The sequence below is a fragment of the Rhodococcus sp. SGAir0479 genome (assembly GCF_005484805.1).
In the GTDB taxonomy this organism is placed as follows: domain Bacteria; phylum Actinomycetota; class Actinomycetes; order Mycobacteriales; family Mycobacteriaceae; genus Prescottella.
This window is the reverse complement of the sequence record NZ_CP039432.1, coordinates 1,174,611-1,200,132: the sequence shown is the minus strand read 5'-3', so window position 1 is coordinate 1,200,132 and position 25,522 is coordinate 1,174,611. Positions and strand designations below refer to the sequence as shown.

The following is a 25,522-nucleotide window of genomic DNA, read 5'->3' as shown; positions in this document are numbered from 1 at the left end:
AACGCATGTCCGATGCCTTCGTGCCCGAGTTCCCCGCCACCGAGGCGCCCACCATGGAGTGGGACGCCTGGGGGGTCGCCGAGTCCCGGCGCCACCTCTCCCCGCAGATCACGTCCCTGCTCCAGCAGGCGCTCGGCGTGTCGGCGGAGCAGTTCGCCCCGCCCGCCGAGGCGGACACGACGCTGCGGGAGAGCGCGCTCGGCACGCCCCTCGTGGAGGCCCTCGAGGACCTGCTCGGGGCCGAGCACGTCCGCACCGACGACGCGACGCGCCTGCGCCACGCGGGCGGCAAGAGCACCCCGGACCTGCTGCGCCGCAAGTCCGCCGGCCGGCAGGACGCCCCCGACGTGGTGCTGCTGCCCGGCACCCACGACGAGGTGCTCGCGCTGCTGCGCTTCTGTGCGGCCGAGGGCATCGCGGTCGTCCCGTTCGGCGGCGGTACCAGCGTCGTCGGCGGAGTCGATCCGGCGCGGGGGCGGTTCGGGTCCGTCGTCGCCCTGGATCTGCGCCGGCTGAACGCGCTGGTCGATCTCGACCCGGTGTCCGGGGTCGCGACCCTGCAGGCCGGGGTGACCGGGCCGCAGGCCGAGCAGCTGCTCGGCGAGCACGGATTCTCGCTCGGCCACTTCCCGCAGAGCTTCCAGTTCGCGACCATCGGCGGCTTCGCGGCCACCCGGTCGTCGGGCCAGGCCTCCGCCGGTTACGGCCGGTTCGACGACATGGTGGAGTGGCTGCGGGTCGCCACTCCCTCGGGCACTCTCGAGCTGGGCCGCGGCCCCGCCTCCGCCGCCGGCCCCGATCTGCGCGAGCTGTTCGTCGGGTCGGAGGGCACGCTGGGAATCATCACCGAGGTGGGCGTGCGGGTGCACCCGGTCCCGGAACGCACCGCCTACCAGGCCTGGTCGTTCCCCGACTTCGAGACCGGCGCGGCCGCGCTGCGCGCCGTCGCGCAATCGGGTTCGGCACCGACCGTGATGCGCCTGTCGGACGAGGCCGAGACGGGCATCAACCTGGCCCTCGCGGGCGACATCGGCGGCGACAGCCCCACCTCGGGTTGCCTGGCGATCACGACGTTCGAGGGCACCGACGCCCACGTCGAGGCGCGGTGCGCCGAGGCCAGCGCGCTGCTCGCTGCCCACGGCGGCACGGCCCTGGGTGAGGGCCCCGCCCGGTCCTGGGAGCACGGCCGGTTCGATGCCCCCTACCTGCGCGACGCCCTCCTCGACGCCGGCGCCGTCGCCGAAACGCTCGAGACCGCCGCGCGCTGGTCCGATCTCGGGGAGCTGCGCGCCGCCGTCACCACCGCACTCACCGAAACGCTTGCCGCTCAAGGCACCCCGGCGCTGGTGATGTGCCACATCTCGCACACCTACCCGACCGGGGCGTCGCTGTACTTCACGGTGGTCTGCGCGCAAGCCGCGGATCCGTTGTCGCAGTGGACCGCCGCCAAGCGCGCCGCCGGAGACGCCATCGTGGCCGCCGGCGGCACCATCACGCACCATCACGCCGTCGGCGTCGATCACCGACCCTGGATGACGCGCGAGGTGGGCGAGCTCGGCGCTCGCGTCCTGCGCGCGGTCAAGGACGCGATCGACCCGTCGGGAATCCTCAACCCGGGCAAGTTGATCCCATGAGGCGCTCGGTCACGGTCCTGACCAACCCCGCGGCCGGTGGCGGCCACGCGCCCGGCGCGTCGGCCGCCGCGGTGGCGCGCCTGCGCGAACTGGGCGTCACGGTCACCGAGATCGAGGGCGGCTCGGCCGCCGAGGCACTGTCACTGGCCCGCGCGGCGGTCGCCGAGGGCACCGACGCGCTCGTCGCGGCGGGCGGCGACGGGCTTGTGAGCATCGCATGGCAGGCGTTGGCGCAGACCGGGATTCCACTGGGCATCGTCCCGGGCGGCACGGGCAACGACCACGCCCGGTTGTTCCACGTCCCGGTCGACGACCCGGTGGCGGCGGCAGACATCATCGCCGGCGGCGACGTGACAACCGTCGATCTCGCGCGCGTGGGCGGTGACCGCTGGTTCGGGACGGTGCTGTCGAGCGGGTTCGATGCCCGCGTCACCGATCGGGCCAACCGGATGCGCTGGCCCACCGGTCCGATGCGCTACAACCTGGCGATGCTGGTGGAGCTGGCGCAGCTGAAGCCGATCCCCTATCGGATCGTCCTGGACGACCGCACCATCGAACTGGACGCCACGATGGTCTCGGTCGGCAACGGCACGTCCTACGGCGGCGGGATGCTCATCACCCCGGACGCGAAGCTCGACGACGGCCTCCTCGACGTCACGGTGGTGGGCTCGGGCGGCCGATTCCGGCTGGTGCGGTTGTTCCCTACCGTCTACAAGGGCACGCACGTCCGGCTCGACGAGGTACAGACGTTCCGGACGCGCACGCTGCGGCTCGAGACCGGCGTCCCCGTGACGTCGTACGCCGACGGCGAGTTCGTCGGACGGCTGCCGATCGACATCGAGGCGGTGCCCGGCGCGGGCCGCGTGATCGCCGGGCCGGCGTCCGGGCGCGCGGGTCAGCCGCCGAACACGTAGAGCTCGAACCCGACGGCCCGTTCGGCGTCGAACCCGGCCTGGGCCGCGGTCGACATCTCGATCTGCCGGGCCGCCTGCTCCACCACCGGCTCGCTGCCGAGCGCCTCCAGATACGCGTGGTGCTCGCACAACGACGCGACCGCCCGCTCGACGGTGTCGGTGACGTCGACGGCGTGGGTGATCCCGGTCATCGCGTTCACGGCAGCCCACCGCACACCCGTCCACGGCGGCTTCGTGAGCTCCGGGAAGATCCACTCGTTCGCCGCGTCGGCGACCGCGTCGAGCACCGCGAGCCCCACCGCGCGATGGTCGGCGCTGTTGAGGAACCCCGGCCCCCACGTCTCGCGGTGGTTCATCGTGATCACCATCTCGGGTCGGTGCTGCCGGATCACCCGGGCCAGGTCCATGCGCAGCTGCGGGCCGTGTTCGATCCGGCCGTCGGGATAGCCGAGGAACTCGACGCTACTCACGCCCACGACGGCCGCGGACCGGCGCTCCTCCTCTTCCCGCAGCGGCGCGCACTGCGTGGGCGGCAACCCCGCGATGCCGGCCTCGCCGCTCGTGACCAGGACGTACCTGATGTCCTTGCCCTGATCCGTCCAGTGCGCCACCGCGGCCGCGGCGCCGTACTCGATGTCGTCGGGGTGCGCGACGATCACCAGCCCGCGCTGCCAGTCCTCCGGAATCGGCTCCATGGGGTCAGCATGCCCCGGTGGTCGCGGTCGTGCGCGCCGAAACCCGGATATCGAGCAGCCACACGAGCAGCACGGCCAGGGACAGGGCCGCCCCGGCCCAGCACACCCCGGCCCAGCCGTGAGTGGCCCACATCAGCGACCCGAGCGCCGAGCCCGCCGCGCCGCCCACGAAGTATCCGGTCATGTACACCGCCGTGACGCGGGACCGGGCCTGCGGCGCCAGCGCGTAGACGACGCCCTGGTTGCTCACGTGCACGCCCTTGAGCGCGATGTCGGAGACCAGGATCGCCGACACGAACGCGACGAGACTGTGCGCGCCGAGCCCGAACAGTGCCCACGACGCCAGCAGCACCAGCGATCCCACTCCGGCGGTGGCGCGGGCGAGACCTCGGTCGGCGAGACGCCCGGCGACGTTCGCCATCACCGCGCCGGCGACCCCGACGAGGCCGACCAGGCCGATCGCGACGTCGTCGAGCCCGAACGGCTCGGCGGCCAGCACGAACGCCATGGCCGCGAAGACCGTGCTCGCCGCGGCGAAACTGAGCGCGCTCATCGCCGTCGCGGTGCGCAGCCGCGGCTGCTCGCGCAGCAGTGCTCCCATCGACGCGAGGATGGCGCCGTAACCGAGGCCGTGCCGGTCACGGGAGCTCGGCAGTGCGCGCCACAACACGACCGCGACCGCGACCATCGCGACGGCATTGATGCGGTACACGGTCTGCCACCCGCCGAGCGGGGTGAGCAGTCCGGCCACGCTGCGCGCCAGCAGGATCCCCACCATCAGTCCACTCATCACCGTCCCCACGGCGGTCGCCGCCCGGCCCGGTTCGGCGAGGGCGGCCGCGAACGGGACGAGGACCTGAGCTGCGACGGAGAACAACCCGGCCGTCGCGGTGCCCACCATCAGCCAGCCGATCGTCGGCGCGAGACCGCACACCGCCTGCCCCATCGCGGCCAGCACCATGAGCCCGACGCTGAGCACCCGCCGGTCCAGCAGGTCGCCGAGCGGCACCAGGAACAGCAACCCCAGGCCGTAGAACACCTGCGAGAGTGTCACGGTCACGGCCGCCGTCGACTGGTCGACGCCGAGGGCCGTGGAGATCGAGTCGAGCAGTGGCTGATTGAAGTAGTTGCCGCCCACACACAGCCCGGTGGCCACGGCCATGACCAGGAGGAGACCGCCCGACAGGGTGGGGCGGTCGGACGTCGGGGGGCGGGAATCGGTGATGCTCACCCCGAGAATTCTTTATCCCCACTAATCATCTGTCTAACATCTGGATCAGATCGCATTGATCGCGGATCACGATCACACGGGAGGACGCGGATGGAACTGCGGCAGTTGCGCTACGCGCTCGCCGTCGCGGAAGAGCGGCACTTCACCCGCGCCGCCGCCCGGTTGCACGTCGCCCAGTCGGCGCTCAGCCACCAGGTCCGCCAGCTCGAGCACGAACTCGGCACTCCCCTGTTCACCCGCAGCAACCGGCGGGTCGAACTCACCGACGCGGGTGAGGCGTTCGTCCTCCGCGCCCGCGAGATCCTGGCCGGCGCCGAGCGATTGCAGAACGAAATCTCCAGCGGTGGGCGCGCCGTCACCGGCACACTGCGCATCGGCACCATCACCACGCTCACCCAGATCGACCTGGCCGCGCTGCTCCGTGAGTTCCTCGACGACCACCCCGGGGTGGACGTCCACGTCACGTCTTCGATGAGCGAGTCGATCGTCGAACAGGTCGAGGCGGGCGACCTCGACCTGGGATTCATCGGACTGTGGCACACGCGCCCGCGGGCGGGCCTCACCGCACGCGTCCTCGGGACCGAACAACTGGTGGCGGTCGTCGCGGCCGACCATCGTTGGGCCGACCGGACCCGGCTCACACTGCGTGACCTCGCCGAGGAACCCACCGTCGACTTCCCCGAGGGCACCGGCGCCCGCCGGCAGAGCGACGACGCCTTCGCGATGGCCGGCCTGCCCCGGCGGGTCGTCGCCCAGGCCGGTTCGGCGACGCTGGTGGCCGCCCTCACCGCGGCGGGCGTCGGGGTGGGGTTCCTCCCCGAGTCCGACGCCGTCGATCGACCGCAACTACGGATGCTCCGCATCGCCGACGCCCCGATCCGGACGGTGCACCTGATCAGCAAACCGGCCCTGGTGTCCCCGGCGGGCCGCGCGTTCACCGAACTCGTCGACCGCCGCCTGAAGGAGTCCGGCTAGTACCCGGTCTTGTCCGCGGTGTCCGAACTGCCCGACATGGCCTTCAACAGCAGGTACACGCCGAACACGATCGCACTGACCGCCAGGATCCAGAACAGCCCCTTCACGAGGGCGCCGACCAGCGCCAACGCGATCCACACCAGCGCGACTATGCCGATGATCTTCCAGAACACGTGTGCCTCCTGCTCGATTTCCCACCGCCGACAGATCGACGGCGCACGTCGATCGTGGCATGCGGGCAACCGGAAAACACCAGCTCAGCCCCGAAATCAGGGAAAGATGGGGGTTCACCCTGAGGGGGACCCGCGGGGACTGGACTGCGTCCGCGGACACCGCCTGACATAAGCTCGGCGGGTTGGACCCGATCCGTACCGTTCGCGCACAGACCAGGAGCACTCGATAGCCGTGTCGCCGACATCCCCCACGGGCACTCCCCGCAACACTGCCCGCGATCTCGCGCAGATCGCCGTCTTCGCGGCGCTCATCATCGCCCTGGGCCTGCCCGGGACGATCACGATCGGCGGTTCGGGCGTCCCGATCACCCTGCAGGCGCTCGGCGTCATGCTCGCCGGTGCCCTGCTGGGGCCGCGCAAGGGCACCTTGGCCGTGCTGACGGTGATCGTCCTCGGCCTGGCGCTGCCCGTGCTCGCGGGCGGGCGCACGTCGCTGATGTCGCTGTCGAGCCCGACGGCCGGGTTCCTCATCGGCTGGCTCCCGGCGGCCGCCGTGATCGGTTGGCTGAGCTACCGGATGCTGCCGCGGTACAACACGGTCGCCGGTGTCGCGATCAACCTGCTCGGTGGCGTCGTGGTGCTGTACGCCTTCGGTCTCGGGGGCATGCTGCTGCGCACCGACATGACGCTGGCGGCGGCGTTCGCCGCCAACGCCACGTTCCTGCCCGGTGACGCCGTCAAGGCGGTCGTCGCCGCGGTCGTCGCCGCCCAGGTGCACCGCGCGTACCCGGCGCTCGCCGCGCCGCGCGTGCCCACGGCGCCGGTGCGTGTCGACACCGCAGACGCTGCCTGACCTTCCACGATGAGCGAGATCCGGTTCGACGGCGTACACCACTCCTACGGCGAGCGCACGGTGCTGTCGGGCATCGACCTGACGCTCACCGAGTCCCGGATCGGCATCGTCGGCGCCAACGGCAGCGGTAAGTCCACGCTGGCGCGGATGATCAACGGGCTCGTCTCCCCCACGTCCGGCACGGTCACCGTCGACGGCGTCGACACCGCGCGCAAGGGTCGCCAGGTCCGCCGCAAGGTCGGCTTCGTGTTCACCGACCCCGACCACCAGATCGTCATGCCCACGGTGTCGGAGGACATCGGGTTCTCGCTGCGGCGCAGCTCGGCGAGCAAGAGCGAGCGCGCCGACCGGGTCGCCCAGGTGCTCGCCGAGTTCGGCCTGTCCGGGCACGCCGATCACCCCACCCACCTGCTCTCGGGCGGTCAGAAGCAGCTGCTGGCGCTCGCGGCGGTCATGGTCACCGAACCCGAGGTGATCGTCGCGGACGAACCCACGACGCTGCTGGACCTGCGCAACGCCCGCCTGATGCGCCGCACGCTCGCCGGTCTGCGCCAGCAACTGATCGTGGTCACCCACCACCTGGACCTGCTCGACGACTTCGACCGGGTAATCGTGATCGACGAGGGCCGGGTCGCCGCCGACGGCGCCCCCGATGTCGCGATCGCGCACTACCGCGAGCTGATCGGATGACCACACTCGGCCTCTACGTCCCGGGCAAGTCGCTGCTGCACCGATTGTCGCCGGGCCCGAAGTTGCTCGCGATGGTCGCCGCGATCCTGGCCGTGACGATCCTGGTCCGTCAGCCGTGGCAGCTCGCGCCGGTCGCGGGCGCGGTCGTCCTGGCGTACGCCGTGGCCCGCATCCCGGCCCGGCTCGCGCTCACCCAGTTGCGGCCGCTGCTGTGGGTGCTGCTGTTCATCGGTGTCTTCCAGGTGGTCTTCACGGGCTGGGCCCGCGCGGTCGTGGTGTGTGGAACGATTCTGGTCGCGTTCGCACTCGCCGCCCTCGTCACGCTCACCACCCGCGTGTCGGACATGCTCGACACCATCAGCCGGGCGCTGCGGCCGTTGCGCCGCTTGGGCATCGATCCCGAGCGCGCCGCGCTCGTCCTGGCGATGACGCTGCGCTGCATCCCGCTGCTGACGGGGATCGTGCAGCAGGTGTCGGACGCCCGCAAGGCCCGCGGGCTGGGCTTCTCCCTGCGCGCGCTGGCGGTTCCCGTCGTGGTGTCCGCGCTCATGACCGCGGAGGCGATGGGTGACGCACTCGCTGCCCGCGGCGTCGACGACTGACCGGGGTCAGTCCCGGTAGCGTCGCTCGATCTCCTCGATCTCGCCGATCGCCTCGGCCCAGCCCTCGAGCCGGTCCGACGCGGACAGCAGCTCGTCGCGTTGCCGACCGAGCAGGGAGTACGACGACGACTGGGCGGGAGCCGTGAGTTTCGCCGCCGCGGTGACGAGACCCTCGTACTGCTCGACGCCCACGTCCAGCTGCCCGGCAGCCGCGGTGATCGACCGTTCGAGGTGCGCCGCGGCCGCGGCGGTGCCGCGTCCCGCGCTCTCCATCGCCACGACGTCGGCGGCAACGGCCCGCAGTGCCGCGGACGCCGCACGCCCCGTCTCACCGGTGTGGTCGAGTTCGCCGGCGTCGACGACCGCGGACCGCCCGAGCACGCCCAGCAACTGGTGGAGGCTGCTCTCGGCTCGGGCCAGTCGTTCCATCGGGGCCCGCGCCGCCGAACCGACCGGCGGGAGGGGACGACGGGACGCCGCGGCAGGCGGCAACGGAGTGGCCGTCAGCCGCCGATACGTGCCCACCGCGACCACTGCGGGCACCGCGAACAGCGCGGCCGCACCGCCCGTGGCGACCACCGTCCAGTCGGGGGCCGACGCCACCGCGAGCGATGCGGTGCCGACGACACTCGCACCGGAGGCGACGCCGAACCTGGTGGCGCGGCGCCGCGCGCGGCGTCGCTTGCGCAGCACGCGTTCGCGCGGGTCGGACCAGCGGCGCACCGTGTCGGCGACGGTGCCACCGACGTCGCGCAGGACGTTCTGCGCGGTGTCCATCGCGGAGGTCGCGTTGGCAGCGAGCCCGCGTCCGCTGCCGGAAACGGAGCCGGCCGGCCCGGGCTTCTTCCCGGACCGGCCGTCTCGCGTGTTGCTCATGGAACCGTCTTCGTGCTCGCTGTGCGGACTTCTACTGCGCCGAGGTTTCGCCGTTGGGCGACGCGGCGGGTGTCTCGGGCGCGGCGGCAGGCTTGGCCGGGGTCGCCGTGGCGCCACCGGACGGCAGGGCGTCGCCCTTCATCGAGGCGCGGATCTGCTCGAGGCGGCTGTGGCCGGCCATCTGGACGCTCGCCTGCTGGACCTCCATCATGCGACCCTGCACCGAGTTCTGGGCCAGCTCGGCCGCACCGAGGGCGTTCGCGTAGCGCTGCTCGATCTTCTCGCGCACCGCGTCGAGGCTCGGGGTGTTGCCGGGCGCCGCGAGGGTCTGGTCCATCGACCGCAGCGAGTCGGACACGCGCTCCTGCATCTTCGCCTGCTCGAGCTGGCTGAGGAGCTTGGTGCGCTCGGCCACCTTCGACTGCAGCGTCATGGCGTTCTGCTCGACGGCCTTCTTCGCCTGAGCCGCCGCCTGCAGCGCCTGGTCGTGCAGGACCTTGAGGTCCTCGACGGACTGCTCGGCGGTGACCAGCTGCGCTGCGAACGCCTCGGCGGCGTTGGTGTACTGGACGGCCTTCTCGGTGTCCCCGGCCGCGGTGGCCTGATCTGCCAGCGTGACGGCCTGACGGGCGTTCGCGTTCAGCTTCTCGACCTCGTCGAGCTGCCGGCTGAGCTTCATCTCGAGCTGGCGCTGATTGCCGATGACCGACGCAGCCTGCTGAGACAGGGCCTGATGCTGACGCTGAGCGTCCTCGATCGCCTGCTGAATCTGAACCTTTGGGTCGGCCTTCTCATCAATCTTGGAATTGAAGAGCGCCATGAGGTACTTCCATCCCTTGACGAAAGGATTAGCCATGGGTTGATCCTGCCTCCATCTGGTGCGCCGCGCGTTGCGCGACCCGATACGCGACCGTCACGCATCGAATTCGTTTTCTGGCCCTACCTGCTCGCCTGACCACGCACCCACCACTCGGGATGTGTTCGATGCACCGTGATCATCTCTTCGAATCTATCGTCTTCCGCGGACCGACGACACCGGCCGCCGCCTACGCGGCCGCCAGCGTGCGCGCCGGCGGAGCCGGGATGACGACCCGCGTCTCCTGCGCGATCCGGCCGTTCATCACCTGGGCGTCCGAACCGGCGGCCACCCGGTCGTCCGCACGGCGTCCGTCGACGGACGGCGCCGCACCGACCGCCATCGTCTCGCTGACGTCGACCAGCACCTCGGACAGGGGAACCTCGAGGGCGTCGCAGATCGCGGCCAGCAGTTCGCTGGACGCCTCCTTGCGGCCCCGCTCGATCTCGGACAGGTAGCCGAGGCTCACCCGTGCGCTGTTCGACACCTCGCGCAGGGTTCGGCTCTGCGAAACGCGTGTGCGCCGAAGACTGTCACCGATTGCCTCACGCAATAGCAGCGCCATCTCGCTCCTCCTTCATCCGATACCCCACTCGTGATTCAAACGCACGAGCGCAAGCGATTGGTTCCCGAAACCCTATCGCGCCAAACGTTCGCGCAAACTCGACACCGCCGCACGGACGCAGTCGGATCGGATTTCCCACCTGTCGCCGCCCAATTCCAGCTCCGTCACCGTGGTCCCGTCCGGGCCCGCGATGCCCAGGAACACAGTGCCCGGCGGGTGCCCGTCCTGCGGGTCGGGGCCCGCCACGCCCGTCAATCCGACGCCCCAGTCCGCTCCGCAGCGCCGGGCGGCACCGTCCGCGAGCTGGGCGGCGGTCCGGCGCGCCACCGGTCCGTCCACGGCGAGGACCTCGGACTCGACGCCGGCCAGCGTGCCCTTGAGGTCCGTGGCGTACACGATCAGTCCCCCGCGCAGGACGTTGCTCGCGCCCGGGACGCCCGCGATCGTGGCGGCGAGCAGGCCCGCGGTCAGCGACTCGGCGGTCGCCAGCGTCTGACCGCGCCGGGTCAACTCCTCGACGAGTTCACGGGCGGGCACGGCGGCCGTCAAGGGATCGGTCACGATCCGCCGCGACCGACTCCGGCACGCAGGCGCACCGCCTGGACCACGTAGTCGAGCCCGGTGACGACCGTGAGCACGACGGCCAGCGCCATCAGCGTCGCGCTGACGGGCGCGAAGCCGTCCGGGAACGGAATCAGGTACAGCCCGATCGCGACCGACTGCACGAGAGTCTTGAGCTTGCCGCCGCGGCCGGCGGGGATCACGCCGTGCCGCAGCACCGCGAAACGCATCAGCGTGATGCCCAGTTCGCGGGCCGCGATGATGCCGGTGACCCACCACGACAGGTCCCCCAGCAGCGACAGTCCCACCAGAGCGGCGCCGATGAGGGCCTTGTCGGCGATCGGGTCGGCCATCTTCCCGAAATCGGTGACGAGGCCGTGCTTGCGCGCCAGCTGCCCGTCGATGCGGTCGGTGATCGCCGCGATCGCGAAGATCGACGCGGCCGCGATCCGCCAGCCTGTCGACTGCCCGTCGTCGACGAACAGCGCGACCAGGAACACCGGGACGAGCAGGATCCGCAGGACCGTCAGGATGTTGGCGATGTTGACCAGCGGGACGGGGGTCCGCGGTGCGATTCCTTCGGCGGGGAGCGCGTCGGCGGCGGCCGCGACGGGGCGGCGCGGGGCGGTCACGAGCACACCGATCCGGGGGTTCGCCCAGGCACACCCGAGACGAACGGGACGTGGTCTGGGGCGATGGGACGGGGCGGCACACTGCTCACAATATCGGTTGAGGCTATGACTACTGTGCACCACATGACATCTGGGACTCCGGCAGCTGGAACGCACGAGGCTGAAGAGATGAAGGTGCGACGAGCGCGCACCTCGGACGTACCGGAGATCAAACGACTGATCGACATCTACGCGGGCAAGATCCTGCTCGAGAAGAACCTCGTGACGCTGTACGAGGCGATCCAGGAGTTCTGGGTGGTGGAACAGTCCGGTCACCTCGTCGGGTGCGGCGCGATGCACGTGCTGTGGTCCGATCTGGGCGAGGTCCGCACCGTCGCGGTCGACCCCCAGGTGAAGGGCCGCGGCGCCGGGCATCTCGTGGTCGCGAAGCTCATCGAGGTCGCCCGCGAACTGGAGCTCGAGCGCCTGTTCGTCCTGACGTTCGAGGTGGACTTCTTCGCCAAGCACGGTTTCGCCGAGATCGAGGGCACCCCGGTGACCGCGGAGGTGTACGCCGAGATGTGCCGGTCGTACGACACCGGCGTCGCAGAGTTCCTGGACCTGAGCTACGTCAAGCCGAATACGCTGGGTAATACCCGCATGCTGCTGACGCTCTGACGCCGTTCGGAGCCGGGATCGAGGAATCATGCCGCTGTTCGCAGTCCAGTACACCTATGCGCCCGAGAAGTCGGCCCAGCGCGACGACCACCGTACCGATCACCGCGCGTGGCTGTCCGACCTCGTCCGCCGCGGCGTCGTGCAGTCGTCGGGACCGTTCGCCGACGGCAGCGGGGCCCTGATGATGGCCGAGGCGGCCTCCGCCGCGGACGTGCAGTCGCTGTTCGACAAGGACCCTTTCGCCAAGCGTGACCTCGTGGCCGAACGCACCATCCGGGAGTGGATCCCGGTCTTCGGCGTCTTCGCCGGCTAGCCGCTCCCCCCGGACGGCCGGGCCGTCGGCGGCCGGGCCGTCGGGCCCGGCCGCCGCCGCGGTCAGCTCCGTACCGGAGCGTCGTCGGACTTGTCGTTGCGGGTCTTGAGCAGGCTCGCGACCGTCGTCACGACGAGGACGCCCACGATCACGCTCAGCGACATCACGGTCGAGATCTCCGGGACCGAGACGTGCTCGCCGCCGTTGAGGAACGGCAGGGTGTTCTCGTGGAGGGCGTGCAGCACCAGCTTCACGCCGATGAACGCCAGGATGACGGACAGCCCGTACGACAGGTACACCAGGCGCTCGAGCAGTCCGCCGATGAGGAAGAACAGCTGCCGCAGACCCATCAGCGCGAAGGCGTTGGCGGTGAAGACCAGGTAGGGCTCCTGCGTGAGGCCGTAGATCGCGGGGATCGAGTCGAGCGCGAACAGCACGTCGGTGAAGCCGATGACGACGAGCGCGAGCAGCAGCGGGGTCACCATCCGCTTGCCGTCGATCTTGGTGATCAGCTTGTCGCCGTCGTACTCCTCCGTGGTGGGCAGGAAGCGCTTGACGGTCCGGACGAGCTTGTTCTCCCGCTCCTGCTCACCCTCGGGACCGTGGCCGGCGTCCTTGATCAGCTTGACCGCGGTGTAGATCAGGAACGCGCCGAACAGGTAGAAGACCCAGCTGTAGGTGTTGATCGCTGCCGCGCCGACCGCGATGAACGCGCCGCGCATCACCAGCGCCATCACGATGCCGATGAGCAATACCTTCTGCTGGTACTCCCGGGGCACTGCGAATGTCGACATGATGATCACGAAGACGAACAGGTTGTCGACCGACAGCGCCTTCTCGGTGACGTATCCGGCGAAGTACTCGCCGCCGAACGTGGTACCCCAGTTGGCCATCACGAACACCCCGAAGAGGATGGCGATGCCGATGTAGACCGCCGACCAGAACGCCGACTCGCGGAAGGTGGGCGCGTGCGGGGTGCGCACGTGGGCGAAGAAGTCGAACACGAACAGCCCGAGGATCACCACGCAGGTGAGGATCCAGACGAGCGGGGACACATGCATGAGCGATTTACCTCCGGTAGGTATGTTTCACCACCGGAGGTCTCTCCCACCGATGTCCCGAGCGAATCGGAGACGATCGGCCGACAGAACCGGAGCGGCAACGGTGCCACTCGTGTTGACGAGTCTGTCGCGGAAACGGGGATACTCCCCTCCACAGGCTTCCTATTCAACCACAGGACGTCACCGGCGTCCGACGAAGCCGGACGAAACGGTCACTCTGCCGACGGTGCGGCACTCGGATCGCCGCCACGGATCGTCCACAGCAACCCGTCGAGTTCGTCCGGCTTGACCAGGACCTCGCGCGCCTTCGACCCCTCGCTCGGACCCACGATCTCCCGGGTCTCCATGAGGTCCATCAACCGGCCCGCCTTCGCGAACCCGACGCGCAGCTTGCGCTGCAGCATCGAGGTGGATCCGAACTGGCTCGACACCACGAGCTCGACGGCCTGCAGGAACACGTCCATGTCGTCGCCGATGTCGGGGTCGACGTCCTTCTTCTCCCCCGCCTTGGCCGTGGTGACGCCCTCGGTGTACTCGGGCTCGGCCTGGTTCTTGGTGAAGTCGACGACGGCCGCGATCTCCTCGTCGGTGATGAACGCGCCCTGCATGCGGATGGGCTTACCGGCGCCCATCGGCAGGAAGAGCCCGTCACCCATACCGATGAGCTTCTCGGCACCCGGCTGGTCGAGGATGACGCGCGAGTCCGTCAGCGACGACGTCGCGAACGCGAGCCGCGACGGCACGTTGGTCTTGATGAGACCGGTGACGACGTCGACCGACGGGCGCTGCGTCGCCAGCACGAGGTGGATACCGGCGGCACGCGCCTTCTGCGTGATGCGCACGATCGCCTCCTCCACGTCCCGCGGCGCGGTCATCATGAGGTCGGCCAGCTCGTCGACGATCGCGAGAATGTACGGGTACGGCCGGTACACGCGCTCACTGCCCAGGGGGGCGGTGATCTCGCCGGACTTGACCTTGGCGTTGAAGTCGTCGATGTGCCGGACACGGCTGGCCTGCATGTCCTGGTAGCGCTGCTCCATCTCCTCGACCAGCCACGCCAGCGCGGCGGCCGCCTTCTTGGGCTGGGTGATGATCGGCGTGATCAGGTGCGGAATGCCCTCGTACGGGGTGAGTTCCACCATCTTCGGGTCGATGAGAATCATCCGGACCTCGTCCGGGCTCGCGCGGGTGAGCAGCGACACGAGCATCGAGTTCACGAAGCTCGACTTACCCGAGCCGGTGGAACCTGCGACCAGCAGGTGCGGCATCTTCGCCAGGTTGGCGCTGACGAAGTCACCCTCGATGTCCTTGCCGAGACCGATCACCAGCGGGTGGTGGTCCTTGCGGGTGGACGGCGCGCTCAGCACGTCGGACAACCGCACCATCTCCCGGTCGGAGTTGGGCACCTCGATGCCGACGGCCGACTTGCCCGGGATCGGCGCGAGGAGTCGCACGTTGTCGGTGGCGACCGCATACGCGATGTTGCGGGCGAGGGCCGTGATCTTCTCGACCTTGACGCCCGGACCCAACTCCACCTCGTAGCGTGTCACGGTCGGTCCGCGGGTGTACCCGGTGACGGCAGCGTCGATCTTGAACTGCTGCAGCACCTCGGTGATGGCCTCGATCATCGCGTCGTTGGCCTGGCTGCCACGCTTGGGCGGATCGCCCTCCACCAGCAGCGACAGCGGCGGCAGCGCGTAGTCGCCCTCGACGACGCGGTCCGGGACGAACGCCTCCTCCTCGGCCGGTGCCGGGACGGGTTCCGGCGCCGGCGGCGGAGTGACGCGGGCGCGCGGCTTGGGCCGGGGGGCGGGAACAGGGGCGGGGGCGGGTTCCGGCTCGGGTTCGGGCTCGGGCGGCGCGGGCACCTGCTCCGGATCACCCGGATCCCACAGCCCCAGCACCTCGGTGGCCGCGTCGGCATGCACCTCGTCGGTCGGGTAGTTCTGCTCCGGTGTCCCCCGGCGCCGACGCGGGGTGCGGCGGGCGGGCCGCTCCCGGACGGCCGGGCCGTCGGTCGGGTAGCCGTCCGCGTCGAAGCGGCCCGGATCGTAATCGTCGTAGCCACCGTCGTGGCCGTCGTCGAAGTCGGGGTCGTCGGCGTGGTCGTACTCGTAGTCGTCGTCGCGGTACGACGTGCCGAACCACGAGCGGAGACGGTCGGGTACCTCGCGGACCGTCGTGCCGGTCAGCAGGAGCACACCGAAGAACATCGCCATCAGCAGCAGCGGCACCGACAACCACTCGGTCACGCCGTTGGTGAGCGGGCCGGCCACGACGTAGCCCACGACGCCCGCCCCGGCGGGCCACCCGTCCGATGCGGCCGGCGACCCGGATGCGATGTGCCACAGACCGACCGCCGGGAGACCGACGAGGAGCGAGCCGAGCACCAGCCGCGCGCGGATGTCGGGCTTCGGTTCGGTGCGCATCAGCACGACGGCGACCGCGAGGCCCACGATCGGCAGCACCGCGGCCACCGCGCCGACGACGGCGCGTACCGCGGTCTCGATCCACTCCCCCACGGGTCCGCCGGCGGAGAACCACATGCCGCCGGCGATCACGACGCTCACCGCGATCAGCGCCAGCGCGATGCCGTCCCGTCGATGGCCGTGTTCGATCTCGGTGGCCCGGCCGACGGTGCGGGTGGTCGCGCCCACTCCCTTGGCGACCATCGACCACCCGGCACCGATGCCACGGCCGACCGAGACGAGGGCCTGCGAGCCCCGCGAGTTCTTCTGCGCCGGCCGGCGCGTACCCGAGCCGCCGCGCTTGGCGGCGGGCTTGCGGGCCGCGGCCGACCGCGACGGCGCGGACTTGCGCGGGGACGCCGAGGCGCGGGCACCGGACGACGAACGCCCGGTCCCGGCGGAGCGCGACCCGGAACCGGAGGCGGCCCGGGCCGTGGAGGTGGAACGCGTGCGAGTCCTCGACGTGGATGCTGCCGAACTTCCGCGCGCGTTCGTCTTCCCTGCCATGAAGGTCAGGTTAGTCGCTCGGGCCCCATCCGGACCATCTGCAACACACGCCACTGCGGTCCGGCGGTCCCCATACGGCGCCGCAGAGCACGCCCGTCACACACTGCGGTCCAGTGCGGTGATGGTTGCCACATCCGGGGCGGCGCCGTCGAACTCGATGCGGACCTCGTCGCGCCCGAAGGCGTGCAACAGCAGTTCGGCGGGCTCGCCGCGCAGTACGACCGTGGCGTCCCCCGCCGATTTCACGGTGGCTCGCTCACCGTCGGGACGTTCGAGCACCACGGTCACCGGCGAGCGGCGGTAGCTCCGGCGCCCGATTCCCTTCGCGACCGTCCAGAGCCTGTCCTGCATACCGTCGGGCAGAGTCCGCACCGACCAGTCGCCGCCGGCGCGCCGGACGTCCTCGTGATGGATGAACATCTCCGCGAGGTTGGCCTGCTCGTCGATCCACCGGAACGGGGACCAGACCGGCGGCCCCGAGGCCACCTCGCCCAGCAGCGCGGACCAGTCCTTGCGCGCCTGTCCCCGCTGCACCCGATCGGTGTATCCGGACAGCGCGGGCACCAGGATCCCGGGCGAGGCGTCCAGTCGGCGCTCCCGGATCACCAGGTGCGCGGCCAGATCCCGCGCGGTCCAGTCGCCGCACAGCGTGGGCGCGTCGGGACCGGCGGTACGCATCGTCTCGACCAGTGCGTGGCGTTCGTCACGGGCGTAGGGCACACCACACCGTAACCGGATCTCGACGCGAATGCGGGCGGACGCGGGAAGCGGGCCCCTACCGTGGATCCTGACCCGACACTTCCCGTGAGTTTCTCGTGAGGAGCGACGAATGTCGAAGACGAGCATGTCCACGGACGAGCGCGAGGGCTTCCTCGCCGACCTCCACATCGGCGTGATCGCCGCCGAGCGCGACGGACGGGCTCCGCTCGCGGTACCGATCTGGTACCACTACGTCCCTGGCGGTGAGGTCACCGTCTGGACCGAGCGCGGCACCGTCAAGGAGCGCCTCATCCGGGCGTCCGGCCGGTTCAGCCTGTGCGCGCAGCAGGAGGCGCCGCCCTACCGCTACGTCAGTGTCGAGGGGGCGGCGACATTCCAGGACGAGGTCGCGCCCGACGACATCCGTCCGTTGGTCCGCCGGTATCTCCCCGAGGACGAGGCGGAGAAGTTCCTCGCCGAATCGTTCAACGACCGGGCCGTCGTGATCCGGATGCGGCCCGAGCGGTGGTTCACCGTCGACTACGGCAAGGTCGAGTCGTGAGGCTCACGCCGACCTCCGCCGCCGGAACGGCCACGTGAAGCGCCGACGGCGCTCGAAGCGGACCTGTCCGCGCCGAACCTCGGTGTAGCCGGCCTCCGCCAGCGCCGCGCGCGCGAGTGCCCTTCTCGCCCTGCGCCGCTCGTCGTCGAGGTCGGCCGGGTCCGCGACCGGCCGGGCCGCACGGTCGGCACGCCAGCCGTCGACGATCTCGTCGGCGTCCACGCGGCGGATCGGGACTTGCGGGCCGGACGGATTGCGCAGCCACGCGGCGATCCGTTGATTGAGCCGCGCGACCTCCGCCCGCACCTCCCGCTCGCTGCGGAGGGTGCGGACCGTGAACGGCAGCCGTTCGACGGCCTTGCGCAGGCGCAGCGGCTCGGGCAGCAGGTCGTCGGCGGACAGTCCCTCGCGTTCGAGGTAGCCCCGCACCCACCAGTCGTCACCGCCGCGGGTGGGAATCGGCCGGCCCGCGCCCTCGAGGTCGTCGAACTCGCCGCGCTCGTACGCCCCGCGGATCTGCGTTTCGACCCACGACTCGAACGTGGCCCGCAGCGGCTTGCGTTCGGTCATGACGGGGCACCTCCTCACCCGCCCCGCGCGACCGCCCGATCCGGGGTTACGGGACCCCGATGACGGTCGGCACGATCATCGGACGACGACGATACTTGTCCGCCACCCAGCGTCCCACCACTCTGCGCACGGCCTGGGCGATGCGGTGGGTGTCGTTGATGCCCTCCGCCGCGAGGTCCCCGAGGACCTTGTCGACGAGACGTGCGGCCTCCGACAACGCCTGCGGGTCGTCGGAGAATCCGCGGCCGCTGACCTCGGGTTCACTCACCGCGCGCCCGGTCTCGGTGTCGACGGCCACGGAGATCGAGATGAAGCCGCCCTCGCCCAGGATGAGCCGGTCCGACAGGGTCGAGTGCCCGACGTCGCCGACCGAGTTGCCGTCGACGTACACGTGTCCGACGGGGACGCGTCCGACGATCTCCGCGAGACCGTCGACCATGTCCACGACGACGCCGTCCTCGGCGAGAACGATCCGGTCCTTCGGCACGCCGGTCGCCTCGGCCAGCGCGGCGTTGGCGCGCAGGTGGCGCCACTCACCGTGCACCGGCATGGCGTTGGTGGGCCGCACCGCGTTGTACAGGTACAGCAGTTCACCGGCGGATGCGTGACCGGAGACGTGCACCTTGGCGTTCTGCTGCGTGACGACGGTGGCACCGCGCTTGGCGAGCCCGTTGACGACCGCGAACACCGAGTTCTCGTTGCCGGGGATCAGCGACGACGCCAACACGACGAGGTCGTTGGCGCGGATGTTGATCTGACGGTGCTCACCGCGCGCCATCCGGGACAGCGCCGACAGCGGCTCACCCTGCGAGCCGGTGGAGACCAGCACCAGTTTGTCGTCGGGCAGGTTCGCGGCGGTGTCGATGTCGACGACGAGCCCGTCCGGCACCGACAGGTAGCCGAGATCCTGCGCGATCTGCATGTTGCGCACCATCGAGCGGCCCACGAACGCCACCCGCCGGTTGTAGCGCTTGGCGACGTCGACGACCTGCTGGATGCGGTGCACGTGGCTGGCGAACGACGCGACGATCACCCGCTGGGTGGCCTTGCCGATCACGTTGTCGAGCACACCGCCGATCTCCCGTTCGGGCGTGACGAAGCCCGGGACCTCGGCGTTGGTCGAGTCGACGAGGAACAGGTCGACGCCCTCGTCGCCGAGGCGCGAGAACCCGGCCAGGTCGGTGAGGCGGCCGTCGAGCGGCAGCTGATCGAGCTTGATGTCGCCGGTGTGCAGCACCACCCCGGCCGACGTGCGGATCGCGACGGCGATCGCGTCGGGAATGGAGTGGTTGACCGCGAAGTACTCGCACTCGAACGGACCGTGCGTGGTCTTGTCGCCCTCGACGACCTCCACGAGGTTGGGGCGCAGACGGTGCTCGCGGCACTTCGCGGCGACCAGCGCCAGCGTGAACTTCGCACCGACGATCGGGATGTCCTGGCGCAGGCGCAGCAGGAACGGCACGGCACCGATGTGGTCCTCGTGGCCGTGGGTGAGGATGATCGCCTCGACGTCGTCCATCCGGTCCTCGATGTACCGGAAGTCGGGCAGGATCAGGTCCACGCCGGGCTGCTGGTCCTCGGGGAACAGCACACCGCAGTCGACGATCAGCAGCTTGCCCTGGTGCTCGAACACGGTCATGTTGCGACCGATCTCGCCGATACCGCCGAGTGCGACGACGCGCAGACCGGACTTGGGTGCCTTCGGCGGCAGGCCGAGCCGGTCGGTGGGGTCGGCGGCGGTCGGAACCGTCGGCGCCTTCGACCGCCCCGATCGACGGGACTGGGACCTCTTACCGCCGGACTTCGCGGACGATTCCCGTGCCCGGGTGCTGCCGGCCGCGGCGGGAGCCGGGGCGGGTTCGGCGGCCGGAGCGGCGGTCGGCTCGGCAGCGGGAGCCGGGGTGGGCTCCGCGGCCGGGGTGGGCGCGGACTCGGTGCGCTGGGCGCGTTCGGCATCACTCATCGGCGGACCGGCCTGACGGGATGCGCTGCGACGACGGGCGGGACGGCTCATGCCAGCACCCCCGCGGCGTGCAGTTCGGCAGCCAGGATGTCGAGCTGCTCCGTGGTGGGGGCCACCTGCGGTAGTCGCGGTTCCCCCACGTCCAGACCCAGCAGCCGCAGTCCGGCCTTGGACGCGCTGACACCCCCGAGGCGGGCCACCGAACGGTTGACCGGCACCAGACTCAGGTTGATCTCCCGGGCCTTCACGAGGTCCCCCTCCATGAACGCGGTGTGCAGGGCGCGCAGGCGCTGCGGCACCAGGTGGCCGATGACGCTGACGAAGCCGATCGCGCCCACCGACAGCCACGGCAGATTCAACGGGTCGTCGCCCGAGAAGAAGTCGAGGTCGGTGGTGCCGATGAGTTCGGCACCCGCGTTGAGGTCGCCCTTGGCGTCCTTGACCGCCACGATGCGGGGGTGCTCGGCGAGACGGCGAATGGTCTCGGTCTCGATGGGTACCACGGAGCGCGGTGGAATGTCGTAGAGCATCACCGGCAGATCCGTGGCGTCGGCGACGGCGGTGAAGTGCGCGTACAGACCGGCCTGCGGGGGGCGCGAGTAGTAGGGCGTGACGACCAGCAAGCCGTGCGCCCCGGCGCGCGCGGCGTCGCGCGCGAGTTCGACGCTGTGCGCGGTGTCGTTGCTGCCCGCGCCGGCGACGATCCGGGCCCGGTCACCGACCGCCGCGACGACGGCGCGCAGCAGTTCGAGCTTCTCGTTCTCGGTGGTGGTGGGCGATTCGCCGGTGGTCCCGGCCAGCACGAGTCCGTCGCAGCCGTTGTCGACGAGGTGGGCGGCCAGCCGCACGCCGGCATCCACGTCCAGCTTGCCGTCCTTGGTGAACGGGGTCACCATCGCAGTGAGGACGGTGCCGAACGGACGCTCGACGGAAGCAGCTGAATCACCGTAGGTCATGGTCAGAAGGCTACCCGGTCAGTACCGCGGACCTGAACACGACGGCACCGCACGGGCGCTGCCAGGGCCACTGGCGGGCGCAGCCGTGTTCAGCCGACCGTGTCGAACTCGCTCGTCGCGACCTCGGTGCCGTCCGGGAGGGTGACGATTTCGAAGTCGCCGAAGACATTCGGCGCGGCGCGCCGGAGCTGCCGCAGGCACTCGACGGCGACCCGGCGGATCTCGACGTCCGCGTGTTCGGTGGCCCGCATCTCGACGAAGTGCCGCCACGCGCGGTAGTTGCCGGTCACGACGACCCGGGTCTCGGTGGCGTTGGGCAGCACCGACCGCGCCGCCTGACGCGCCTGCTTGTTCCGGATCGGGCCTCCGGGCACGTCGGCCAGCTTGTCCTCGAGCGCCGCCAGCAGTTCGGTGTAGGCGCTGCGGCTGGCCTCGGTCGCCTTCGCGAACAGCGCCTCGAGGCGCTCGTCGCCGGCGATCGCCGGGGGGATCACGACGTTGGAGTCGTTCTCACGCACGAAACGCTGGGACAGCTGCGAGTACGAGAAGTGCCGGTGCCGGATCAGCTCGTGCGTACAGGAGCGGGAGATGCCGGTGATGTAGAAGCTGACGGTGCCGTGCTCGAGCACCGACAGGTGCCCCACCTCGAGCAGGTGGCGCAGGTACCCGGCGTTGGTCGCGGTGCGCGGGTTGGGCTTGGACCAGCTCTGGTAGCACGCCCGGCCCGCGAACTCGGCGAGCGCCTCGCCGCCGACGGCGTCGGTCTCCCACGGCACGTCCGTGGGCGGCACGAACTCCGTCTTCGCGACCAGTTGCACTTTGAGCGGCACCGCATTGCGCACCTCGACGTCCTCCTGTCGTCCGTTCGTCTGCGCACCATATAGGGGCCGCGGACGCCCGAGCGGTCCACACCCCGGACCCTGTCGGCGGCGACGGGGGTCCCGTGACGCCATCGTCGCCTTGAAATGACGTCATCATGACGTCACACTGGCGTCATGGACCTCACCGAATACACCGCCCGGCTGCGCGACGACCTGGCCGCCGCCTCCGCGCTCGGCGACGAGAACACCCAACGCATCGCGCACGCGCTCGCGGGAGCCGTGGAGCGGTCGGCCCAGCTCATGTTGGTCTCGGCGCTGTCCGACTTTGCGCGTGAGGCCTCCGACGAGTTGGGCGACCGCACACTGCACGTCCGCTTCGACGGCACCGACGTCGCGGTCGAGTCCACCCGCCGCCGCCCCACCCGCGACGACGGACCGGGTACGGACGGCGGCGACGACCCGGAGGACACCGGCGCGACGGCCGGCCCCCACGCGAAGAGCGACCCGTACCGAACCCTGGAGGACGTCACGGGCGACATCAGCCGGGTGACGCTGCGACTGGTCGATCAGATCAAGGCCCGCGCGGAGGAGGCGGCAGTGCAGGACGGGATGTCGCTCAATTCGTGGGTGTCGCAAGCGGTTCAGGGCGCGCTGCGCGACCAGATGCGCAAGAGCCGTCCCGGAAACTGAAGCGCCGCGCGCGTTCTCCGCACCTCCGACTCGGCGACCTCCCGGAATCGACGGCCGCGGGATGGTCTAATTGCCTCTCATCGTTCGCGCGGCAGAGGAGTGGAGAGCATGGCGGTTTCGGGGGCGAAGGAATTCGAGGTCGAGGCCGCACCGGCCGACGTCATGGCGGCGATCGCCGCCGTGGACCGCCTGCCGGAATGGTCGTCCGCTCACAAGAAGGTCGTCGTCGAGAGCACGCATCCCGACGGCCGCGCCAACCGCGTCCGAATGACGGTGTCCGTCATGGGGATCAACGACGAGCAGGTCGTCGACTACACGTGGGACGGCGACAACCGGATGTCCTGGACGCTGGTGGAGAGCGCGCAGCAGAACAGCCAGGACGGGTCGTACACCCTCACTCCCAAGGGTGACGGCACCCTCGTCACGTTCGAACTGTCCGTGGACCCGAAGATCCCGCTGCCCGGCTTCCTGCTCAAGAAGGCCCGGAACATGGCGCTCGACACCGCCAGCAAGGGCCTGACCAAGTTCGTCGACGGCAAGTAGACGGTGGCCGTCCGCGCCCGCGCGACCGTGGTCGCGGCCGTGATCGCCCTGGCCGCCGCGGGGTGCGCCGACACCGTCGACGGTGAGGCGGTGGCCGATCCGTTCGTCCCGACCGCGGCCGAACCCGACCCCTCGCTGCGCATCGAGGGCGTCACCGTCGTCGAGTACCCGGCCGCGTCGCACGTGCGCGCGAACCAGCGCGTGGCGTACGACCGGACTCCCCCGTTCGGCGGGCCGCACGACGCCGCGTGGGCCACGTGCACGGGGACGGTGTACGACAGGGCGATCCGCAGCGAGAACGCGGTGCACTCCCTCGAACACGGGGCGGTCTGGATCACGTACGACCCCGACCTCGTCACCGGCGCGGACCTGCGGACGCTGGTCGAGCGCGTCGAGGGGCGGCCCTACCTGATGCTGTCGCCGTATCCCGATCTGTCCGTCCCGGTTTCACTGCAGTCGTGGGGGCACCAGCTGGCCGTCGATGACGTCGACGACGAGCGAATCGATCACTTCGTCGACGCACTTCGGCTCAACCGCAACACCTTTCCCGAGCCCGGCGCGACGTGTGCGACGTTGCCCGGGGTGTTCGATCCCGCCGATCCCCCGCCGTTCCAGCCCGGCGCGCCGGATCCGGGCTCGCCGGACACGGTCCCGGTGAACTGATCAGAGGCCCCCGGAGACGGTGACCGCGACGGTGGCGCCCAGTTCGTAGCACCGCTCGCGGACCGACGCGTCGAGCGGCCCGGTGATCTCGACGATCTCCGCGGCCTGCGCCAACTCCATGCCCGTGACGATCTTGCGGACCGACGTGACCGCGCCGGCGGTGTCGTTGTTCCCGTGCACCCACAACCCGTAGGGGCGGCCGGCGACGGCGTCCAGGCACGGGTAGTAGACGGTGTCGAAGAAGTGTTTGAGTGCGCCCGACATGTACCCGAAGTTCGCCGAGGTCCCGAACACGTAGCCGTCGGCGTCGAGCACGTCGACGGCGGTGGCGTGCAGGGCCGGCACCGACCGCACCGTGACGCCGGAGATCTCGGGATCACGCGCCCCGGCCAGCACCGACTCGAGCAGCTCACGCGTCGCCGGCGAGGACGTGTGGTGGACCACCAGCAAGGTCTTCCCGCCCTGCTCCGACGACCCGGGCGCCACCGCGGTCAGCTCTCCCGCTCGAGTTTTTCGAGCGCCACGGCGCGACGCATCGTCTCGCGGGCGCGGCCACGGTCACCCGCGTAGTCGTATGCGCGCGCCAGCCGGTACGAGTTGCGCCAGTTGTCGGGATCGGCCTCCCACTCCCGCTTGACCTGGGCGAACAGCGTGTCGGCCGCATCTCGCTCGATCCGGCCGGACGGGCGGCGCGGAAGGTCGGCGACGTCGAGCTCGAGCCCCTCGTCGTGGATGCGCCGCGCGAGATGCTGATGACTCAGTCCGGACCGGATGGTCGCCACGACCATCCACACGCCCAGGAACGGCAGCACCAGCACCGCGATGCCCAGCACCACCGGCACCGCCCGGCCGTCCTGGATCAGGACGATGCCACGCTGCCCGAGCAGGACGAAGTAGAACGCGAGTGCCGCGACGATCGCCGCGATCGCGACGACCACACGGGTGGACCGGTTCTTCACAGGTCCAGCAGGGGGTCGATTCCGACGGTCAGCCCCGGGCGCTGCGCGATCTCGCGCACGCCGAGCAGCACGCCCGGCGCGAAGGAGTTGCGGTCGATCGAGTCGTGCCGAATGGTCAGCGTCTCCCCCTGCGTGCCGAGCAGCACCTCCTGGTGCGCGACCAGTCCGGCGAGCCGGACCGAGTGCACCCGGACACCGTTGACGTCGGCGCCGCGCGCGCCCTCGAGCTCGGTGGTGGTGGCATCCGGACTCGGGCCGCGGCCGGCCTTCTCACGGGCCTCGGCGATCATCGCCGCGGTCCGGTACGCCGTGCCCGACGGCGCGTCCGCCTTGTTCGGGTGATGCAGCTCGATGACCTCGACCGAATCGAAGAAGCGGGCCGCCGCGGCGGCGAACCGCATCGACAGCACCGCGCCGATCGCGAAGTTCGGGGCGATCAGCACTCCCACACCCGGGTTCGCGTCGAGCCACGACTGCACCTGCGCCAGGCGCGCGTCGTCGAAACCGGTGGTGCCCACGACGGCGTGGATCCCGTTCGAGACCAGGAAGTGCAGGTTGTCCATCACGACGTCGGGGTGCGTGAAGTCGATGACGACCTGCGTCCGCTGGTCCACGAAGTGCTCGATCCGCTCCCCGTGGTCGACGCCCGCCACCAGTTCGAGGTCGTCGGCCTGCTCGACCGCGTCGCACATCGCGCGGCCGACCTTGCCCTTCGCGCCGAGAACACCGACCCTGATGGGTGCTGCTGAAGTCACGTACACGCTCCGCCCAATATCCCGTACATCCCTGACTGTGCTCCACGTAAGCCTACGGTGCGGGCCCCCGGCATCCCG

General features: G+C 70.5%; 30 protein-coding genes. 12 read left to right on the top strand and 18 right to left on the bottom strand.

Features of this window, described 5'->3' with window-relative positions:
* The first annotated feature begins 5 nt into the window (after window positions 1-5).
* Entirely contained in the window at window positions 6-1,634 is a 1,629-nt protein-coding gene (locus E7742_RS05615) for an FAD-binding oxidoreductase (RefSeq protein WP_137798055.1), read from the top strand.
* Window positions 1,631-2,548: a diacylglycerol kinase gene (locus E7742_RS05610; RefSeq protein WP_137798054.1), complete on the top strand. Its 918-nt coding sequence runs from the start codon at window positions 1,631-1,633 to the stop codon at window positions 2,546-2,548. Before E7742_RS05615 ends, E7742_RS05610 begins: the two co-directional genes overlap by 4 nt.
* Here the strand turns inward: E7742_RS05610 and E7742_RS05605 are convergent.
* On the bottom strand, window positions 2,530-3,243 hold the full coding sequence (locus tag E7742_RS05605; protein WP_137798053.1) for a PIG-L deacetylase family protein: 714 nt from the start codon (window positions 3,241-3,243) through the stop codon (window positions 2,530-2,532). The two genes, E7742_RS05610 and E7742_RS05605, sit on opposite strands and share 19 nt — an antisense overlap.
* A 4-nt stretch (window positions 3,244-3,247) precedes the next feature.
* A complete protein-coding gene (locus E7742_RS05600; RefSeq protein ID WP_137798052.1) occupies window positions 3,248-4,474 on the bottom strand; it encodes an MFS transporter in 1,227 nt (408 codons plus the stop codon).
* A 90-nt stretch (window positions 4,475-4,564) separates the two neighbouring features.
* Between E7742_RS05600 and E7742_RS05595 the strand changes: the two genes are divergently transcribed.
* Window positions 4,565-5,449 (top strand): LysR family transcriptional regulator, encoded by an 885-nt coding sequence (locus E7742_RS05595; protein ID WP_137798051.1) that lies wholly within the window; start codon window positions 4,565-4,567, stop codon window positions 5,447-5,449.
* Here E7742_RS05595 and E7742_RS23140 read toward each other — a convergent pair.
* A complete protein-coding gene (locus E7742_RS23140; protein ID WP_175420413.1) occupies window positions 5,446-5,622 on the bottom strand; it encodes a hypothetical protein in 177 nt (58 codons plus the stop codon). The genes E7742_RS05595 and E7742_RS23140 overlap by 4 nt on opposite strands.
* Window positions 5,623-5,854: 232 nt before the next feature.
* Here E7742_RS23140 and E7742_RS05590 point away from each other — a divergent pair, with 232 nt between their 5' ends.
* The 3 genes from E7742_RS05590 to E7742_RS05580 are packed head-to-tail and all read left to right on the top strand — an operon-like array spanning window position 5,855 to window position 7,767.
* Window positions 5,855-6,475: a biotin transporter BioY gene (locus E7742_RS05590; protein WP_137798050.1), complete on the top strand. Its 621-nt coding sequence runs from the start codon at window positions 5,855-5,857 to the stop codon at window positions 6,473-6,475.
* Between the two features lie 9 nt (window positions 6,476-6,484).
* Window positions 6,485-7,165, top strand: coding sequence for an energy-coupling factor ABC transporter ATP-binding protein (locus E7742_RS05585; RefSeq protein WP_137798049.1), 681 nt, complete (start codon window positions 6,485-6,487; stop codon window positions 7,163-7,165).
* Window positions 7,162-7,767, top strand: coding sequence for an energy-coupling factor transporter transmembrane component T family protein (locus tag E7742_RS05580; RefSeq protein WP_137798048.1), 606 nt, complete (start codon window positions 7,162-7,164; stop codon window positions 7,765-7,767). Before E7742_RS05585 ends, E7742_RS05580 begins: the two co-directional genes overlap by 4 nt.
* A gap of 6 nt (window positions 7,768-7,773) precedes the next feature.
* Here E7742_RS05580 and pspM read toward each other — a convergent pair whose 3' ends face one another.
* From pspM to pgsA, 5 genes are all read right to left on the bottom strand, one after another.
* A complete protein-coding gene (gene pspM, locus E7742_RS05575) occupies window positions 7,774-8,544 on the bottom strand; it encodes a phage shock envelope stress response protein PspM (RefSeq protein WP_137801051.1) in 771 nt (256 codons plus the stop codon).
* A gap of 130 nt (window positions 8,545-8,674) precedes the next feature.
* Complete coding sequence (gene pspA / locus E7742_RS05570; RefSeq protein ID WP_137798047.1) at window positions 8,675-9,499, bottom strand: phage shock protein PspA; 825 nt, start codon at window positions 9,497-9,499, stop codon at window positions 8,675-8,677.
* 190 nt (window positions 9,500-9,689) lie between these two features.
* Window positions 9,690-10,064, bottom strand: a complete 375-nt coding sequence (locus E7742_RS05565) for a helix-turn-helix domain-containing protein (RefSeq protein WP_137798046.1) — start codon at window positions 10,062-10,064, stop codon at window positions 9,690-9,692.
* Window positions 10,065-10,136: 72 nt separating this feature from the next.
* Window positions 10,137-10,625 carry a CinA family protein gene (locus tag E7742_RS05560; RefSeq protein ID WP_137798045.1) on the bottom strand — a complete coding sequence of 163 codons (489 nt, stop codon included), beginning with the start codon at window positions 10,623-10,625 and terminating at the stop codon, window positions 10,137-10,139.
* On the bottom strand, window positions 10,622-11,257 hold the full coding sequence (gene pgsA / locus E7742_RS05555) for a CDP-diacylglycerol--glycerol-3-phosphate 3-phosphatidyltransferase (protein ID WP_137798044.1): 636 nt from the start codon (window positions 11,255-11,257) through the stop codon (window positions 10,622-10,624). The genes E7742_RS05560 and pgsA overlap by 4 nt, the downstream gene beginning before the upstream one ends.
* 168 nt (window positions 11,258-11,425) lie before the next feature.
* On the opposite strand from pgsA, the gene E7742_RS05550 reads away from it, so the two are divergent.
* Window positions 11,426-11,914, top strand: a complete 489-nt coding sequence (locus tag E7742_RS05550; RefSeq protein ID WP_137798043.1) for an amino-acid N-acetyltransferase — start codon at window positions 11,426-11,428, stop codon at window positions 11,912-11,914.
* Between the two features lie 28 nt (window positions 11,915-11,942).
* Entirely contained in the window at window positions 11,943-12,227 is a 285-nt protein-coding gene (locus E7742_RS05545) for a YciI family protein (RefSeq protein WP_137798042.1), read from the top strand.
* Window positions 12,228-12,289: 62 nt separating this feature from the next.
* On the opposite strand, the gene E7742_RS05540 is transcribed toward E7742_RS05545, so the two are convergent.
* The 3 genes from E7742_RS05540 to E7742_RS05525 all read right to left on the bottom strand — a co-directional run bounded on the left by E7742_RS05540 (window position 12,290) and on the right by E7742_RS05525 (window position 16,983).
* Window positions 12,290-13,288: a TerC family protein gene (locus E7742_RS05540; RefSeq protein ID WP_137798041.1), complete on the bottom strand. Its 999-nt coding sequence runs from the start codon at window positions 13,286-13,288 to the stop codon at window positions 12,290-12,292.
* Window positions 13,289-13,500: 212 nt separating this feature from the next.
* Entirely contained in the window at window positions 13,501-16,263 is a 2,763-nt protein-coding gene (locus E7742_RS05535) for a DNA translocase FtsK (RefSeq protein ID WP_175420412.1), read from the bottom strand.
* A 96-nt stretch (window positions 16,264-16,359) separates the two neighbouring features.
* Window positions 16,360-16,983: a TIGR03085 family metal-binding protein gene (locus tag E7742_RS05525; RefSeq protein WP_137798039.1), complete on the bottom strand. Its 624-nt coding sequence runs from the start codon at window positions 16,981-16,983 to the stop codon at window positions 16,360-16,362.
* A 109-nt stretch (window positions 16,984-17,092) separates the two neighbouring features.
* Between E7742_RS05525 and E7742_RS05520 the strand changes: the two genes are divergently transcribed.
* A complete protein-coding gene (locus E7742_RS05520; RefSeq protein ID WP_137798038.1) occupies window positions 17,093-17,524 on the top strand; it encodes a pyridoxamine 5'-phosphate oxidase family protein in 432 nt (143 codons plus the stop codon).
* Between the two features lie 3 nt (window positions 17,525-17,527).
* On the opposite strand, the gene E7742_RS05515 is transcribed toward E7742_RS05520, so the two are convergent.
* The 4 genes from E7742_RS05515 to thyX all read right to left on the bottom strand — a co-directional run bounded on the left by E7742_RS05515 (window position 17,528) and on the right by thyX (window position 21,855).
* Complete coding sequence (locus E7742_RS05515) at window positions 17,528-18,094, bottom strand: J-domain-containing protein (protein WP_137798037.1); 567 nt, start codon at window positions 18,092-18,094, stop codon at window positions 17,528-17,530.
* 46 nt (window positions 18,095-18,140) lie between these two features.
* Window positions 18,141-20,108: a ribonuclease J gene (locus E7742_RS05510; protein ID WP_137798036.1), complete on the bottom strand. Its 1,968-nt coding sequence runs from the start codon at window positions 20,106-20,108 to the stop codon at window positions 18,141-18,143.
* Window positions 20,105-21,013 (bottom strand): 4-hydroxy-tetrahydrodipicolinate synthase, encoded by a 909-nt coding sequence (gene dapA / locus E7742_RS05505; RefSeq protein ID WP_137798035.1) that lies wholly within the window; start codon window positions 21,011-21,013, stop codon window positions 20,105-20,107. The genes E7742_RS05510 and dapA overlap by 4 nt, the downstream gene beginning before the upstream one ends.
* 89 nt (window positions 21,014-21,102) lie before the next feature.
* The gene (gene thyX, locus E7742_RS05500; protein WP_137798034.1) at window positions 21,103-21,855 is read right to left on the bottom strand and encodes an FAD-dependent thymidylate synthase; all 753 of its coding nucleotides are present in this window, start codon (window positions 21,853-21,855) and stop codon (window positions 21,103-21,105) included.
* Between the two features lie 153 nt (window positions 21,856-22,008).
* On the opposite strand from thyX, the gene E7742_RS05495 reads away from it, so the two are divergent.
* The 3 genes from E7742_RS05495 to E7742_RS05485 all read left to right on the top strand — a co-directional run bounded on the left by E7742_RS05495 (window position 22,009) and on the right by E7742_RS05485 (window position 23,730).
* Window positions 22,009-22,524 carry a hypothetical protein gene (locus E7742_RS05495; RefSeq protein WP_137798033.1) on the top strand — a complete coding sequence of 172 codons (516 nt, stop codon included), beginning with the start codon at window positions 22,009-22,011 and terminating at the stop codon, window positions 22,522-22,524.
* 108 nt (window positions 22,525-22,632) lie between these two features.
* Window positions 22,633-23,067, top strand: coding sequence for an SRPBCC family protein (locus E7742_RS05490; RefSeq protein WP_137798032.1), 435 nt, complete (start codon window positions 22,633-22,635; stop codon window positions 23,065-23,067).
* A 3-nt stretch (window positions 23,068-23,070) separates the two neighbouring features.
* Window positions 23,071-23,730 (top strand): DUF3105 domain-containing protein, encoded by a 660-nt coding sequence (locus tag E7742_RS05485; protein ID WP_137798031.1) that lies wholly within the window; start codon window positions 23,071-23,073, stop codon window positions 23,728-23,730.
* Here E7742_RS05485 and E7742_RS05480 read toward each other — a convergent pair whose 3' ends face one another.
* The 3 genes from E7742_RS05480 to dapB are packed head-to-tail and all read right to left on the bottom strand — an operon-like array spanning window position 23,731 to window position 25,444.
* A complete protein-coding gene (locus E7742_RS05480) occupies window positions 23,731-24,216 on the bottom strand; it encodes a flavodoxin family protein (protein ID WP_137798030.1) in 486 nt (161 codons plus the stop codon). It abuts the gene before it with no gap.
* A 5-nt stretch (window positions 24,217-24,221) separates the two neighbouring features.
* A complete protein-coding gene (locus tag E7742_RS05475) occupies window positions 24,222-24,689 on the bottom strand; it encodes a hypothetical protein (RefSeq protein WP_137798029.1) in 468 nt (155 codons plus the stop codon).
* Window positions 24,686-25,444, bottom strand: coding sequence for a 4-hydroxy-tetrahydrodipicolinate reductase (dapB, locus tag E7742_RS05470; protein ID WP_137798028.1), 759 nt, complete (start codon window positions 25,442-25,444; stop codon window positions 24,686-24,688). Before dapB ends, E7742_RS05475 begins: the two co-directional genes overlap by 4 nt.
* Between the last annotated feature and the right edge of the window lie 78 nt (window positions 25,445-25,522).

Bases quoted from the DNA above. Each gene is read 5' to 3' on its own strand.
- E7742_RS05615 (WP_137798055.1), top strand. From the start codon at position 6: ATGTCCGATGCCTTCGTGCCCGAGTTCCCCGCCACCGAGGCGCCCACC.
- E7742_RS05610 (WP_137798054.1), top strand. From the start codon at position 1,631: ATGAGGCGCTCGGTCACGGTCCTGACCAACCCCGCGGCCGGTGGCGGC.
- E7742_RS05605 (WP_137798053.1), bottom strand. From the start codon at position 3,243: ATGGAGCCGATTCCGGAGGACTGGCAGCGCGGGCTGGTGATCGTCGCG.
- E7742_RS05595 (WP_137798051.1), top strand. From the start codon at position 4,565: ATGGAACTGCGGCAGTTGCGCTACGCGCTCGCCGTCGCGGAAGAGCGG.
- E7742_RS05585 (WP_137798049.1), top strand. From the start codon at position 6,485: ATGAGCGAGATCCGGTTCGACGGCGTACACCACTCCTACGGCGAGCGC.
- E7742_RS05580 (WP_137798048.1), top strand. From the start codon at position 7,162: ATGACCACACTCGGCCTCTACGTCCCGGGCAAGTCGCTGCTGCACCGA.
- pspM (WP_137801051.1), bottom strand. From the start codon at position 8,544: ATGGACACCGCGCAGAACGTCCTGCGCGACGTCGGTGGCACCGTCGCC.
- pspA (WP_137798047.1), bottom strand. From the start codon at position 9,499: ATGGCTAATCCTTTCGTCAAGGGATGGAAGTACCTCATGGCGCTCTTC.
- E7742_RS05565 (WP_137798046.1), bottom strand. From the start codon at position 10,064: ATGGCGCTGCTATTGCGTGAGGCAATCGGTGACAGTCTTCGGCGCACA.
- E7742_RS05550 (WP_137798043.1), top strand. From the start codon at position 11,426: ATGAAGGTGCGACGAGCGCGCACCTCGGACGTACCGGAGATCAAACGA.
- E7742_RS05545 (WP_137798042.1), top strand. From the start codon at position 11,943: ATGCCGCTGTTCGCAGTCCAGTACACCTATGCGCCCGAGAAGTCGGCC.
- E7742_RS05540 (WP_137798041.1), bottom strand. From the start codon at position 13,288: ATGCATGTGTCCCCGCTCGTCTGGATCCTCACCTGCGTGGTGATCCTC.
- E7742_RS05535 (WP_175420412.1), bottom strand. From the start codon at position 16,263: ATGGCAGGGAAGACGAACGCGCGCGGAAGTTCGGCAGCATCCACGTCG.
- E7742_RS05520 (WP_137798038.1), top strand. From the start codon at position 17,093: ATGTCGAAGACGAGCATGTCCACGGACGAGCGCGAGGGCTTCCTCGCC.
- E7742_RS05515 (WP_137798037.1), bottom strand. From the start codon at position 18,094: ATGACCGAACGCAAGCCGCTGCGGGCCACGTTCGAGTCGTGGGTCGAA.
- E7742_RS05510 (WP_137798036.1), bottom strand. From the start codon at position 20,108: ATGAGCCGTCCCGCCCGTCGTCGCAGCGCATCCCGTCAGGCCGGTCCG.
- dapA (WP_137798035.1), bottom strand. From the start codon at position 21,013: ATGACCTACGGTGATTCAGCTGCTTCCGTCGAGCGTCCGTTCGGCACC.
- E7742_RS05495 (WP_137798033.1), top strand. From the start codon at position 22,009: ATGGACCTCACCGAATACACCGCCCGGCTGCGCGACGACCTGGCCGCC.
- E7742_RS05490 (WP_137798032.1), top strand. From the start codon at position 22,633: ATGGCGGTTTCGGGGGCGAAGGAATTCGAGGTCGAGGCCGCACCGGCC.